The organism is Myxococcales bacterium (assembly GCA_016720545.1).
Lineage (GTDB): Bacteria > Myxococcota_A > Polyangia > Polyangiales > Polyangiaceae > JAAFHV01.
Genome location: JADKKK010000033.1, coordinates 47,055 through 60,609 on the forward strand (window position 1 = coordinate 47,055; position 13,555 = coordinate 60,609).

The window sequence follows — 13,555 nt, forward strand, 5'->3', positions numbered from 1 at the left end:
ACGCTATGGACCGTGTACCGCTCCCTCGGCTCGCTCGCGGCGTTCGGCGTGCCCTCGGGCCCGTACACCGGCCCGCCCCGCCGCCTGCGCTGGAAGGACCTCCCGAGGGCCGTTCAAGACCGCCTGGAGGCCTGCATCGACGGCCGCGGCAGGCCCGCGCCCATCGCGCTGCACGTGCCCCGCCCCACCCGCCTCGCGAAGCGGCTCGTCTTCGCGGCGACCCTCGGCGTGATGGGCCTCGCGGCGCTCGTGGTGGGCTCGTGGTCCGCCGCACAGCCCTCGGCGACGAGCGGGCTCTACGCGCTCGCGGTGTTGCCCGTCGTGGGGCTCGCCGTGTTCCTTCAGGCGCGAAGGCTCGCGCGCGGCGGCACGCCGTTCGACCCCGGCGTCGCGCTGCTGCCGCTCGACCTGGTCGTCTTCGAGGGCTCCACTCTGAGGGTCGCCCCGCTCGGCGACGTGCGCGACGTGGGGGTCCTCGCGGGCGGCGGCGTGACGCGCCTCGTGCTCCGCTTCGCGTCCGGGGAGGAGGTGACCTTCCCGATGCCCAGCCAGGCCCACGCAGACCGCACCTACGCGGCCCTCGTGCATGCGCAGGGCACGCTCGAGGCGCTCTCGTATGGCGACGATCTCGAGCGCGCGATAGAGCACGATCCGTTCTTCCCGATACGCGCGGAGGGCGGCTTCGAGGCCAGCGCCGTCGCGGGCGCGACCCCCGCGGCGGCCTCTTCCGGTCGCCGCGGTCGCCGCGCCTCGACCGCGGCGTATGTCGCGCTGGCGGCGCTCCTCAGCGTCGCCCTTGGACACGTGGCCTTCCTCGCGACGAATCGGCTGTCGGACGACGTGCGCTTCCGCACCGCCTGCGAGGCCGGCACCGCCGAGGCGATGCAGCGCTACCTCGCGCTCGGGGGGCGCCGTGTGCGCGAGGCCGAGTACTTCTTCGGCCAGCGCCGGATGGCGCTCCGCAGGGACCGAGAGCTCGCCGAGATGCGCGAGCGGGTCGCCCGCAACGAGGGGCTGAAGGCTGCGACCGCCGGGCCCGAGATCGCGCAGAACCCGCCGGGCTTTCGCCGCCCGAGCTCGCCCGAGGCGTGGGGGCTCGCGCACGCGGAGTGCTTGCGAGCGTTCACCGACCGCGCCCCGGCGTCTTCGAAGGCGGGCCGCGCGCTGCCCGCGCTGGTGGTCCTCGCGGAGGAGGCGCGTCGTGGGAGCGGCGGTCCTGCCCGCCTCGACGTGCGCTTCGAGCGCGAGATCGCCCCTTCGGTCGCCTCGAGCGGCCTCCTCGCGTCGCTCGACGCCCGCGAGCGCGAGACCGCCCGGGCTCTCGCGATCGTGCTCGCCGAGGCCTGCCCTCCGGGGGTGCTCGAGCTCCGGCACGCGCGCGGGCCGAGGGCGCCGCACTCGCCCGCGCTCGTCGTGCGGTACGCCGCGCGAGGCCCTGTCGCGCGCGAGGTCGAGGGGGAGAAGCTCACGCTCGCCGAGGTCCGCTTCGACGTGACGCTCGAGGTCTGGCCCCGCCGCCCCGAGGGGTTCTCGCTGACCCTCCCGGCCCCCGAGGGCGCCCCCACGAGGACGCGTGAGCGCAGCGTCTTTCGCGTCGACGACGCGGCCAAGGCCCCGGCGCGCGCGCTCGCCGCGTTCACCGCGAGGGCGTTCGATCGCCTCTACGACGAGCTCTACGGGCTATTTTTCCGCGGCGACGTGAAGGTGCCGCTCCCGAGCTTCGCCGAGGTGGAGGCGATCTTCATGAAGTGAGCGGGCCCCGGCGCGGTGCAACTCCGCGCCCGGGCTGAAAGCCCGGGGCAGGGAGAGCCCAGGGTGGCGGCGCGCGAAGCCCGCCGCAGCGGCGGGCTCTTTCGGCTCTTGTCGCGTCTACACCGGCTCTTGATGCGGTTCGCGCTGCAGGCGACGGTATAGAGTGCCGCCGCGCGCCGTCGCGCACCACGAGCCCCTCGCCAGCCCCTGCCCGATGCCGCGCCCCCGCCGAAGCCCATGCCGCCCAGCTCTCCGTGCGTCGGTCGCGCGCGTGCGTAGGGGCCCGCCGTGACGCTCGCGCTCGCGCTCCTCGTGTTCGTCGCGTTCGCGGTCGAGGCCACGCTTGGCTTCGGGGGCACCGTGATCGTCGTCTCGTTCGGCGTGCTCCTCATGCCGCTCGACGAGCTGCTCTTCCGGGTGATCCCCGTGAACGTGACCCTCTCGGCGTTCCTCGCCGCGCGCCACGCCAAGTTCATCGACCTCCGGCTCCTGGGGCTGCGCCTCTTGCCGCTCATGCTGCTCGGTCTGCCCCTCGGCGTCCTCGCTTCGCGGGGGATCGACGGGCGGATCCTGAGGGGCGCGTTCGGGGTGTTCGTCGTGCTGCTCGCGGTGCGCGAGCTCGCGCGGCCCAAGGTGCCGGAGGAGAGCCCGCCGGCCCTGCCGACGCCGATCGCCACGGTGCTTCTGCTGCTCGCCGGGGCGATGCACGGAGCCTTCGGCGCGGGAGGGCCCGTCGCGGTCTACGTCGCCGGGCGGCGCTTCGGCGGCGACAAGGCTCGCTTCCGCGCCACCCTGAGCGCGCTGTGGCTCATCATGAACCTCGCCCTCGTCACGACCTACGTGGTCCGAGGGGCCGTGAACGGTGGCACGCTGCGGGTGAGCGCGCTGCTGCTGCCGTCGGTCGCGCTGGGGATCTTCGCGGGCGAGCAGGCGCACGTGCGCATCCCGAAGGAGCGCTTCGCGACCGGGGTCTTCGCGGTCCTCCTGGTCGCCGGCGTCGTGGTGTGTGCGCGCGCGGCGCTCGCGGGGTGAGCGCGTGGGGCCGTGCACGTCTGGCTCCTGGGGCCGCGTGCGGGGGCGAGGGCGAGGGCGGGGTCGAGGGTGCGGTCGGGGTCGAGGGTGCGGTCGGGGTCGAGGGGCGGTCGGGGTCGGGGTCGGGGCCGAGGTCAGGGGGGTCGCCAACGTTGGGCACCCGCCTCCTACGGCGTCATCGCGCCGGCCCACCGAGGGACCAAGAACTCGTGCGCGACGTCGCCTACGAGGTGCAGGTGCCGCATGTGGTCGCCGGGGCCAGCGCCCTGGAAGCCGTGGAGGTGCAGCCCACCCTCGTCCACGCGGTAGGTGCGCACCATCGCACCACGCGCCTCGCTCGTCGGGTGAAGCACCGCGCCGACGGCCGCGGCCAGCGCCGTCGCCGCCTCGGTGGTGCTCGCGTACTGCGGCGGGACGATGCTCGTGTGGGTCACGACGAGCTGCTTGCGACCGGCCATCGCCTCGCGGGCGAAGCGGATGTACGGAGCGAGCCCCGTGAGAGAGACGTGGTCGGCGCCCTGACCTACGCCGCGAGAGGGGTCCTTGTAGCCCGCCTGCAAAGCGTCGAGGAGGATGACGCTGTCGAGCTGGTCGAAGTAGCGAGGCACGGCCAGGATGCGCCCCACCGCGCCGAACCCCGCGCTCCACGCCACGAGGCCGAGGTGGCGCACGTGGAGCTTCGTGCCCGGCTTCCGCTGCGCGGCGACCGAGGCGACGACCTCGGACACCATGCGGCCAAAACGGCCGGGATCGGCCATCGCCTCTTGGTAGGCGCCGCTCCCGAAAGACCCGAACGCCGCGCTCACGATCACGGCGTTGGCCCCGCTGGTCTGCCACGAGCGGCCCGCGAGCATGGCCGCGTTGAAGTGCACCACGACGTCGATGCCGCCGTCGTCGGTCCAGAACGTGCCCGTGGGCGCGAGGTACGCCCCGAAGCTCGTGCCGTGCCACCGCTCGTACGCGACGGAGGTGACGGGGTCCGCGGACGCGACGGCCGCTCGGAGCTCGGCCTCGGCGCTCCTCGCACGCGCCGCGACGGGCGCCACGCGCGCGACCGAGGACGGCTCTCCGTGCACCGCGGCGGGCCACGACAGGGCGAAGGCCATCGTCGCGGTGGCAGCGGCCGCGAGCGGCGATCGACGCGGGGGCGAGGGTCGCCGCGCCATCACAGCCGCAGGCCCGGGGCGGGGAACCCGGCGCAGAGCTCGCGGACCTCGCCGGCGATCCGCGCGAGGAGCTCGGCGTCGCCCGGCGACGTGCAGGCCTTGTCCATCCAGTCTGCGAGGCGCTCCATCTCGGCGGTGCCCATGCCGCGCGAGGTGACCGCGGGCGTGCCGAGGCGAATGCCCGAAGGGTCGAAGGGCTTGCGCGGGTCGAACGGCACCGCGTTGTAGTTGAGGACGATGCCCGCGCGGTCGAGGGCCTTCGCCGCCACCTTGCCGGTCGTTCCCTTCGAGGTCATGTCGACCAGCATGAGGTGGTTGTCGGTGCCCCCGGTGGTGACGGCGAACCCGCGGGCGATGAGCGCCGCCGCGAGGTGCTGCGCGTTCGCGACGACGGCCTTCGCGTAGTCGACGAACGACGGCAGCAGCGCCTCGCCCGCGGCGACGGCGATGCCGGCGGTGGCGCTGTTGTGCGGGCCGCCCTGGAGGCCGGGGAACACCGCTTTGTCGATCGCGCTGGCGTGCTCCGCCTTGCAGAAGATCATGCCCCCGCGCGGACCGCGGAAGGTCTTGTGGGTCGTCGAGGTGACCACGTCGGCGACGCCGATGGGCGACGGGTGCACCCCCGCCGCGACGAGCCCCGAGATGTGCGCCATGTCCGCGGCGAGCACGGCGCCCACCTCGTCGGCGATCGAGCGGAACGCCGCCCAATCGAGCGTGCGCGGATACGCGGTGGTGCCCGCCCACAGCACGCGGGGCCGGTGCTCCTTCGCGAGCGCGCGCACCTCGTCGAGGTCGATGCGGTGGTCCGTCGCGCGCACCCCGTAGGGGACGCTCTTGAAGTACTTCCCCGTGATGCTGACCGTGTGGCCGTGCGTGAGGTGGCCGCCCGCGGGCAGGGCGAGGCCCATCACCGTGTCGCCCGGCTTGCAGAACGCCAGGTACACCGCGAGGTTCGCGGGGCTGCCGGAGTAGGGCTGCACGTTGACGTGCAGGCCCGTCGCGTCCACCGCGGTGCGACCAAACAGGGTCTTGAGCCGAGAGATCGCGAGCTCTTCGACCTGGTCGATGACCTCTTGGCCCTCGTAGTAGCGCTTGCCCGGGTACCCCTCGGAGTACTTGTTGGTGAGGCAGGAGCCGGTCGCCTCGATCACGGCGCGCGACGCGTAGTTCTCGCTCGCGATGAGGCGTAGGCTCTCGTGCTCGCGCAGGTTCTCGCGCGCGATGAGATCGGCGAGCTCGGGATCGCGCACAGCCAGGGAGGGGTCGCGCTCGGACATTCGGCGGGTCTAACCGAGAGGGCGGGGTCGAGTCACCCCGAAAACAGGCGCGCACCTTCTGCTACTTGTCGCCCGGCGGTGCGCGTGCGACGAGGCGCGTGACGCGCTCGCTTTACAGGGCGGCCTGAAGCGGGCATCCTGCCCGTGCCTCGCCCGCCACGAAGGTCCATGAAACGACGGCTCTTTTCCCCCCTCTCCACTTCGATGGCCCGCGACGGCGGCCCGCGGGTCGCGTCGCGCGGGCACCGCGCGCTCGTGGCGGCCCTCGTTGGGGCGCTCGCAGCCGTCCCTGAGGTCGTGTGGGCGCAGGCCACGGTGGACGCGCCGGCGGGGGCGCCCATGGCCTCGTCCGGCAGCGCGCCCTCGCCTGGGTCACCCGCGCCGCCCTCGCCTGGGTCACCCGCGCCCCCTGCGCCTGGGTCACCCGCGCCCCCTGCGCCTGGGTCACCCGCGCCCCCTGCGCCTGGGTCACCCGCGCCCCCTGCGCCTACCACCGGTGCCGCGCCCGCCGCCGCTCCGCCTGCCGTCGCTGCGCCCGCGCCTGGGCCCGCGCGCGAACCCGGGACGGCGATCATGGCCGTCTCCGCGCCTCCCCCGCCGCTGCCTGCGTCCGCGCTCGCACCGCTCGAGACCGACCCTGAGCGCCGGAAGGTGAAGCACCGCTACCGCAAGGGCTTCATGCTCACGCTGGCGTTCGGGCAGTCCGTTGGCGCGGCGTCGGGCTATCCGAACGACGTCCAGAAAATAGGCGTTCCCGCCTACTTCGCCAGCTCGGGGGCGATGCTCGGCGGTGGCTTCCAGATGGTCATCGGCGGAGCCCTCACCGACTACTTCAACTTCGGTGTGCTGTTCGGTGGCGGCGGCTTCAAGAACGACGACTGGGAGATCGCGGCGGGCGGCACGGGCTTCCGCGTCGAGGCCTTCCCCGCGGTGGTCGCCTTCCCCAAGATCCAAGCCCTGGCGCACCTTGGCATCGCCGCCGATCTCGGCGTCGGCAACGTGAAGATCCAGGCGAGGGTCAACGAGGAGAACAAGGAGGAGGCCAAGAACGCCCCCCGCGGCTACACGACCATCGAGGGGTTCCAGTCGGCCCTCGGCATCGGCCTCTTCTACGAGACGAGCCTGTTCTCGCTGCTCGGCGGGCACGTGTCGCTCGCGCCGGAGCTGAGCTACCGTACGGCCTACACGACGACCTCGCAGGTGAACTACGGCACGCTCGCCGCGCGGCTCACGTATTACGGCGGCCCTTGAGCGGTTGCAGGTGAGCGGGCCCACCGCGAGCGAAGCTGATACGCTCGCGGCGTGACTCCCGATCCGCTCGGACTCGTCGGCCAGATCCTCGACGGCCAGTACCGCGTCGAGCGCTTCGTGGGTGAGGGTGGGTTCGGCGTGGTGTACGCCGGCCAGCACCTCGGCCTGTCGGAGCCCATCGCGATCAAGTGCATGAAGCTGCCCCCGCAGCTCAGCGCGCCGCTCGTCGAGTCGTTCGTGCAGCGCTTCCGCGACGAGAGCCGCCTCCACTACAAGCTGTCGCAGGGAAACCTGCATATTGCACGCACCATCGCGGCGGGGACCACCGTGGCGCCCGCGACGCGAGAGCTCGTGCCGTACATGATCCTCGAGTGGCTCGACGGCCGCTCGCTCGCCGCCGAGTTCGAGGCCCACGAGCCGCGCTCCCTCGCCGAGGTCCTCGACCTGTTCGCGACGGCGGCCGACGCCCTGAGCTACGCGCAGTCCCAGGGGGTCATTCATCGAGATTTGAACCCCGGGAACTTCTTCCTCACGAACACCATCGCCGGGCCTCGCCTGAAGGTGCTCGACTTTGGCGTCGCGAAGGTGCTCGACGAGTCGCGCCTCGCGGTGGGGCCGCGCGCCCAGACCCTCGGGCAGATACGCATCTTCGCGCCGGCCTACGGCGCCCCGGAGCAGTTCGACGACCGCCTCGGGCCGGTGGGCCCCTACACCGACGTGTACTCGCTCGCGCTCGTGCTCCTCGAGGCGCTGGCGGGGCGCGGGGTCATGACCGGGCAGCACCTCGGCGACTTCGCGAACGGAGCGCTCGATCCCACCACGCGCCCGTCGCCGTCGGGTGTGGGCCTCTCGCTGCCGGCGGAGGTCACCGCCGTCTTCGCGCGCGCGCTGTGTCTGCGCCCGGCCGAGCGATGGCCCGGGGTGACGGAGTTCTGGGCCGCGCTCCGAGTGGCCGCGCGGCTGCCGAGCGACGACGGGGCCAAGCCGACCCAGCTGCTGGCGTCGATGGAGCTCGGGGGCGGCGCGCCGTCGTCGGGGCCGCGCTCCGAGAGCACGATCGTCGACGCGATCGAGGCGGAGAGCGAGCGCACGGCGCTCGGCATCGGACCCGACCTGGGCGGCCCTGCGGCTCCCGCCGCGCGGCCCGAACCGCCCATGACCGCGAGACTAGGCCCGGCGCCCGACGCCGCGCGTGCGGCGGCCCCGTCGGGCGTCGCGACGTTCCTTGGCCAGGGGCCCGCGCCGCCGTCGGTTCACGAGCCGGGCGTCCAGGGTGGTCCGAGACCCGCTCACGTTCCAAGCGCGGACGCCACGCCGTGGAGCCCTCCGGCGCCACAGCCGCCGCCCGCGCCGCCCGTGGCCGCGCCGCCCGTGGCCGCGCCGCCCGTGGCCGAGGCGCGCCCGCGCCCACCCGCCGCGCACAGCGCGACGCTCGCGATGTCGAGCCGTCCGAGCCTCGAGCCTCCCCAGCCGGTGCTTCACGCCACACGTCCGCCGGCACATTCGGCCACACAGCCGCCGGCACATTCGGCCGCACACCCGACCGCACCCCAGCCCACGTCGCAGGGCGCGATGGCCGCCTCGCAGGGCACGCCCCACGTTCCGGCGCCGGTGCTGGCCCGGCAGGGGCCGCTGGCGGCGACCATGGCGATGCCGGCGTCCGCGACGGCGGCGCTCGGAGCGAGGTCGTCGTCGCTCCCCCACGCGCCCGCGCAGGCGGCGACCCAGGCGCTCGCGGTCGTCCCGCCGGGCGGCGTCGCCTCGCACGCCTCGCAGGTCTCGCACGCGCCGCGCGAGAGCGAGGGCGGGCAGCGCGCGGCGGTCTCGGTGGGCCGCGCGAGCGCGCCGGCGTGGGGCCCCGCGCTCCCTCCTCAGCCGTTCGTGCCCGCGGAGCCGGCCGCGGTCGTCGAGGAGCCGGTCGAGGTGCCGAAGTCCCGCGCGGGGCTCCTCGTGGTGGGCGCGGTCGTCGTCGCGGCCCTGCTCGGCCTCGGGATCTTCCTTGGGCTCCGCGTGAGCAAGCCGCCGGCCCACGTCGAGCCCGACGCCGCGTCGATCTTCGCGGTCCCTGACGCGGCGACGTCTCCGACGAGCAGCGCGCCGAGCAGCGCGACCGCCGAGCCGAGCGCGGTCCCCGCAGCGAGCGTCCCCGCGCCGAGCGCGACCGCGGAGCCGAGCGCGGATCCAAGCGCGCCCGCGCGCCCCGCGGCGTCGACGCCCGGCGGCCGCGGCCCGACCACGCCGACCACGCCGACCACGCCGACCACGCCGACCACGAAGCCATCGGCGGCGCCGGTTGGCCCGGGCGCCTTCAGCCCCTCGGTCGCGCGCGCGAAGCTCGACGCCGCCAACGGCGTGCTCGTCATCTGCAAGCGGGCCGGTGGGCCGTCGGGGCGGGGGTCCGCGGCGGTCACGTTCGCGCCCGCCGGGCACGTGAGCGCGGTCACGCTCACGGTGCCGTTCGTCGGTACGCCGGTGGGCGCGTGCGTCACCGGGCAGTTTCTCCGGGTCAAGGTGCCGGCGTTCACGGGCGGGCCGCAGCCCATGGCCTACACGTTCACGGTGCCGAAGTAGCGACTCCCTACGTTCGGGAAGGCGGCTAAGCTGCGCGCTCATGGCCGACCCGATCTCCCAAGCCCTGTTCGAGCGCGCCGCGCGCGTCATCCCTGGGGGCGTCAACAGCCCCGTTCGCGCCTTCCGCGCCGTGGGCGGCAGCCCCGTCTTCATCGCGCGCGCCGAGGGCGCGTACCTCTACGGCGCGGACGGCGCGCGCTACACCGACTACATCGGCTCCTGGGGCCCCATGATCGTGGGGCACGCGCACCCCGCGGTGCGCGCCGAGATCGCCCTGGCGGTCGCGAACGGCACGAGCTACGGCGCGCCGACCGAGCTCGAGGTCCGCTTCGCCGAGGAGCTCATCGCGCGGTACCCGAGCATGGAAATGCTGCGGTGCGTGTCGAGCGGCACCGAGGCCACGATGGCCGCGCTCCGCGTCGCCCGCGGGCACACCGGGCGCGAGCTCGTCCTGAAGTTCGAGGGCTGCTACCACGGCCACGCCGATTTTCTGCTGGTGAAGGCGGGCTCCGGCGCCGCCACCTTCGGCGTGCCCGACTCCGCGGGCGTCCCCGCCGGCACCGCCAAGAACACCCTCACCGCGGGCTACAACGACGAGGCCGGCCTGCGCCGGCTGTTCGCCGAGCGCGGCGGCGAGATCGCGGCCGTGATCGTGGAGCCGGTCGTGGGGAACATGGGCCTCGTGCCGCCGGAGCCCGGATTTCTCGAGGCGATCCTTGCGCTCTGCAAGGAACACGGCGCCGTCTCGATCTTCGACGAGGTCATGACCGGCTCGCGCCTCTCGGCGGGTGGCTACCAGGGACGCGTGGGCCTCTCGCCCGACATGACCTGCCTCGGCAAGGTGGTGGGCGGCGGCATGCCGCTCGCGGTGTACGGCGGCAAGCGCGCGATCATGGAGAAGGTCGCGCCCCTCGGGCCCGTGTACCAAGCGGGGACGCTGAGCGGGAACCCCGTCGCGGTGAGCGCGGGCCTCGCGACCCTCGCGCTGCTCGACGCCGCCCTCTACGCGAAGCTCGAGCGCCTCGGCGCGCGCCTCGAGGCGGGCCTCCACGCGGCGATCGACGGCGCGGGCGCCGACGCGTGCGTGCAGCGCGTGGGCTCGATGCTCACTGTGTTCTTCCGCAAGGGGCCGGTCACGTGCTGGGAGGACGCGAAGGCCTCCGACACCGCGCGCTTCGGGCGCTTCCATGGTGAGCTGCTGAAGCGCGGCGTGTACTGGCCGCCGGCGCAATACGAGGCGGCGTTCGTCAGCGGCGCGCACACCGAAGCCGACATCGACGCGACCGTGGTCGCCGCCCGCCAGGCGCTCGAGGCGTCCGCGTAGTCGCGCGATCGTCGCCGGCCGGCCTCTCGGAGTCGGCGCAGGTGCGGGCGGGCGGAGCGGGCGTCCAAGGCGAAGCGACCGCGCGGCCGAGTCGTCGGCATGGTAGGGATGTCGCGTGACGACCGAGCCGACGCGTCTAGTCCTCGTCACAGGAGCGACGGGCTTCGTGGGCGCCGCGCTGGTCCCCGCGCTCACGGCCGCGGGGCTGCGCGTCCGCGCCACCACCCGCGATCTCCGGCGCGCCCACGAGGCGCCGGGGGTCACCTGGGTGCGGTGCGACGTCGGTCGGCGGGAGGATCTCGAGCGCGCGCTCGCGGGCGTCGACGCCGTCTTCTTCCTCGTGCACGCCATGGGCGGCGGCGCGCACGACTACGGCGAGACCGAGCGGCGAGCGGCCCTCGCGCTGCGCGAAGCCGCGGAGGCTGCCCGCGTCGCGCGCATCGTCTACCTGGGCGGCGTCGCGCCCGCGGGGGTGCCCTCCGCCCACCTGAAGAGCCGGCTGATGGTGGGCGAGGTGCTCCGCGCCGGCGCGGTCCCCGTGGTGGAGCTGCGCGCCTCCATGATCGTCGGCAACGGGAGCGCGTCATGGCAGATCGTCCGGGACCTCGCGCTGCGCCTCCCCGCGATGCTGCTGCCCTCCTGGACGGCCTCTCGCACGCGCCCCATCGCCCTCGAAGACGTGATCGTCGCGCTCGTCCGCGCGCTCGATCTGCCGCTCCCCGCGAGCGCCTGGTACGACATCCCCGGACCCGACACGGTGAGCGGGCGACAGATCCTGACGACGATCGCGGCGCTTCGCGGCCGGCGCGTGCCGGGCGTCGCGGTCCCGTTCCTCAGCGTGTCGCTGTCGTCTTGGTGGCTGAAGCTCGTCACGCGCGCCGACTTCTCCCTCGCGCGTGAGCTCGTGCTCGGCTTCAAGGGCGATCTGCTGCCGGAGGACGAGCGCTACTGGGGCGAGATCGGCTACCAGCCGCAGTGGACGTTCGAGGCGGCGGCGCGGAAGGCGATGAGCGAGGAGTCCAGCGCGCCCGACGCGCGCGGCGTGGGAGGCAAGCTCATCGAGGCGGCCGTCCAGCTCGTGTCGCCGAAGCTCGCGCGCTGACCCCTCAAGGCCACGCCCGCGGCCGCGCGACCTCTGGCGCGAGCGTGGGCGGCGGGCTCGGCGCGGCGCGGCGAAGGCGGGAGAGAGAGCGAGCGCGTTTCGCGTGACGCGCTCGCGCGAACCCTGGCACCATGGGCGGATGGCGCTCTCTCTCTGCCCCGCGTGCACGCGGCACGTCCGCACCGAGCACACCACCTGCCCATTCTGTGGCGCGGAGCGGCCGCCCGCCGCGACGGTCGCCGAGGCGGAGCCGGGCCGCCGGCTCTCGCGCGCGGCGCTCGTGTTCGGAGTGGTCGCGGTGTCGGTGTCTGCGCAAGCGTGCGGCAAGGAGACCATCGCGCAGCCGTACGGCGCGCCGCCCACGCCGGCAGACGCCGGGCCGCCCATGGTGACCATCGCGCAGCCGTACGGCGCGCCGCCCACGCCGCTCCCGGTCCCGCCGGTCCCGCCGGTCCCGCCGGACGCGGGCGCTGCGGGGGTTCGGAGGTAGCGCCTGGCCGCGGAGCCTCGGGCCCGAGATCTTCCGAAGGGGGAAGGAGGGGAGGCTTTTCCTCAGGCCGAGGGGGGAGGCTCTTCAGCGCGGACGCGCTTGAGGCGGAGGGGCGCTTGCTCGGGGCGCGGAAGTAGGAGAACTTTGGCTCGGAGCTGCAGCACTCCGGGGCCGGCCTGAAGGCCGGGGCGGAGAGCCGTGGAGCCGCCGACGCAAAGCCCGCCGGCGCAGGCTCGCTTTGGGCGTCGCCCCCGGACAGCAGGTGCCCCGCGCAGCCGCGAGGTGCGACGGGGTTCGCCTCTCTGAGCACCGGTCCGCTCGCGAAGGTCACGCGCTCTGGGCAACCGGACACCGCGCCCGGCGCCGCTCGTCGCGGACGCCCGGGCCCACGAAGCTGTGCGCGGGCCCTTCGACCTCTGCGTTGCCGCCGTGCAACGGAACGCGGGACGTTGAGCGATGCTGTCCCACGAGCGGGCGCAAGCGCCACCGATTCGCTGAAACCTTTTGGAAGAAGCGGTGCCGCTGCGCGTCCGCGAACGGGCCGTTGGGCACGCGGCAACCCGGGACGAGGCGCACACGCCGCTCGTGACACCGTCGACGGCCTGCCCGATAGCCGCCCAGTGCGCGCCCTGCTCCGTCGAAGGAGGCGTACGACCGAATCTCATCGCCCATGCGGCGATGGAGACCGGCGGGTTCGGGCGCCGGTCACGGGACGCGGAAGATCGCGGGGCGCTCGGGCTCATCGTCGCGCAGGTAGAGGCAGCCCGAGGTGGACGCGGACGCCGAGCGCGCGACTGGACTCTCCGGCGAGTCCCTCTCGGCACGCCGGGCACGCGGTCTGCGTGGTCGACGTCGTCGACGTGGAAGACGAGGGCGGCCAATTCGCCTACGTGCTCGCCAATCCTCGTCGCGTGGAGCCCGTGCCGGTCTCCGGATCCATCGCCATCTTCCATGTGGACGACGCCCTCGCGGTGCCGTCCGGCGCGAGCTCGCAGGTGCTTCCTGCACCCCCGCCTCCTGCCGGCTCGCAGCGAACCCTGCTTCGCCAAGCGTCGCCGCCGCGCGAGACGCCCCAGATCACGCCGCAGCCCGAGCCCTTCCCGACGCTTGGCGAGGCCGCCGGGCAGCCGACCGCGATACACGCGCGGTTCTGGGCCGAGGAGCTGGGGCGCCGCGCCCCGCTCGAAGACGTGGCCGGCCTCACGCGCGCCCTCGGCGACGCGCGGGTCGATCTGAACCCCCGCAGATCGACGCCGCGATTTTCGCGCTGCGCTCTCCTCTCTCGAAGGGCGTGCTGCTGGCCGACGAGGTCGGGCTCGGCAAGACCATCGAGGCGGGGCTGGTGCTCGCGCAGCGCTGGGCAGAGCGCAAGCGGCGCATCTTGCTGGTGGTCCCCGCAACCCTCCGCAAGCAATGGCAGAACGAGCTCCTCGAGAAGTTCTACCTGCCGAGCCAGGTGGTGGACGCGCAGGCCTTGCGCCGCCTGGAGAAGGAGTCGCCCGAAGACCCCCTTCAACCAAGAGCGCTACATCGTGATCGTTTCGCACGAGCTCGTGGCGAGGCACGCCTCTCGCCTGGCGAAGACGGAGG

General features: G+C 74.1%; 9 protein-coding genes and 1 pseudogene. 8 read left to right on the forward strand and 2 right to left on the reverse strand.

Annotation, left to right across the window (positions count from 1 at the left end):
- Positions 1-12: 12 nt before the first annotated feature.
- A complete protein-coding gene (locus IPQ09_26645) occupies positions 13-1,752 on the forward strand; it encodes a hypothetical protein (protein ID MBL0197727.1) in 1,740 nt (579 codons plus the stop codon).
- 288 nt (positions 1,753-2,040) lie between these two features.
- Positions 2,041-2,784 carry a sulfite exporter TauE/SafE family protein gene (locus IPQ09_26650; GenBank protein ID MBL0197728.1) on the forward strand — a complete coding sequence of 248 codons (744 nt, stop codon included), beginning with the start codon at positions 2,041-2,043 and terminating at the stop codon, positions 2,782-2,784.
- A 167-nt stretch (positions 2,785-2,951) separates the two neighbouring features.
- Here the strand turns inward: IPQ09_26650 and IPQ09_26655 are convergent, their stop codons facing one another.
- Together IPQ09_26655 and IPQ09_26660 are read right to left on the reverse strand one after the other, a co-directional pair.
- A complete protein-coding gene (locus IPQ09_26655) occupies positions 2,952-3,890 on the reverse strand; it encodes a hypothetical protein (GenBank protein ID MBL0197729.1) in 939 nt (312 codons plus the stop codon).
- A 59-nt stretch (positions 3,891-3,949) separates the two neighbouring features.
- The gene (locus tag IPQ09_26660; protein ID MBL0197730.1) at positions 3,950-5,227 is read right to left on the reverse strand and encodes a serine hydroxymethyltransferase; all 1,278 of its coding nucleotides are present in this window, start codon (positions 5,225-5,227) and stop codon (positions 3,950-3,952) included.
- 573 nt (positions 5,228-5,800) lie between these two features.
- On the opposite strand from IPQ09_26660, the gene IPQ09_26665 reads away from it, so the two are divergent.
- From IPQ09_26665 to IPQ09_26690, 6 genes and pseudogenes are all read left to right on the forward strand, one after another.
- Positions 5,801-6,478, forward strand: coding sequence for a hypothetical protein (locus tag IPQ09_26665; protein MBL0197731.1), 678 nt, complete (start codon positions 5,801-5,803; stop codon positions 6,476-6,478).
- Positions 6,479-6,529: 51 nt separating this feature from the next.
- The gene (locus IPQ09_26670; protein MBL0197732.1) at positions 6,530-9,049 is read left to right on the forward strand and encodes a protein kinase; all 2,520 of its coding nucleotides are present in this window, start codon (positions 6,530-6,532) and stop codon (positions 9,047-9,049) included.
- 40 nt (positions 9,050-9,089) lie between these two features.
- Positions 9,090-10,373 (forward strand): glutamate-1-semialdehyde 2,1-aminomutase, encoded by a 1,284-nt coding sequence (hemL, locus tag IPQ09_26675; protein MBL0197733.1) that lies wholly within the window; start codon positions 9,090-9,092, stop codon positions 10,371-10,373.
- Between the two features lie 115 nt (positions 10,374-10,488).
- Entirely contained in the window at positions 10,489-11,475 is a 987-nt protein-coding gene (locus IPQ09_26680) for an NAD(P)H-binding protein (GenBank protein MBL0197734.1), read from the forward strand.
- A gap of 139 nt (positions 11,476-11,614) precedes the next feature.
- Positions 11,615-11,965: a hypothetical protein gene (locus IPQ09_26685; protein MBL0197735.1), complete on the forward strand. Its 351-nt coding sequence runs from the start codon at positions 11,615-11,617 to the stop codon at positions 11,963-11,965.
- A gap of 1,136 nt (positions 11,966-13,101) precedes the next feature.
- Positions 13,102-13,555 (forward strand): annotated as a pseudogene (locus tag IPQ09_26690) (DEAD/DEAH box helicase).

Excerpts from the sequence above, each read along its gene's own strand:
- IPQ09_26655 (MBL0197729.1), bottom strand. The coding sequence starts at position 3,890 with ATGGCCTTCGCCCTGTCGTGGCCCGCCGCGGTGCACGGAGAGCCGTCC.
- IPQ09_26685 (MBL0197735.1), top strand. The coding sequence starts at position 11,615 with ATGGCGCTCTCTCTCTGCCCCGCGTGCACGCGGCACGTCCGCACCGAG.
- IPQ09_26665 (MBL0197731.1), top strand. The coding sequence starts at position 5,801 with ATGGCCGTCTCCGCGCCTCCCCCGCCGCTGCCTGCGTCCGCGCTCGCA.
- hemL (MBL0197733.1), top strand. The coding sequence starts at position 9,090 with ATGGCCGACCCGATCTCCCAAGCCCTGTTCGAGCGCGCCGCGCGCGTC.
- IPQ09_26660 (MBL0197730.1), bottom strand. The coding sequence starts at position 5,227 with ATGTCCGAGCGCGACCCCTCCCTGGCTGTGCGCGATCCCGAGCTCGCC.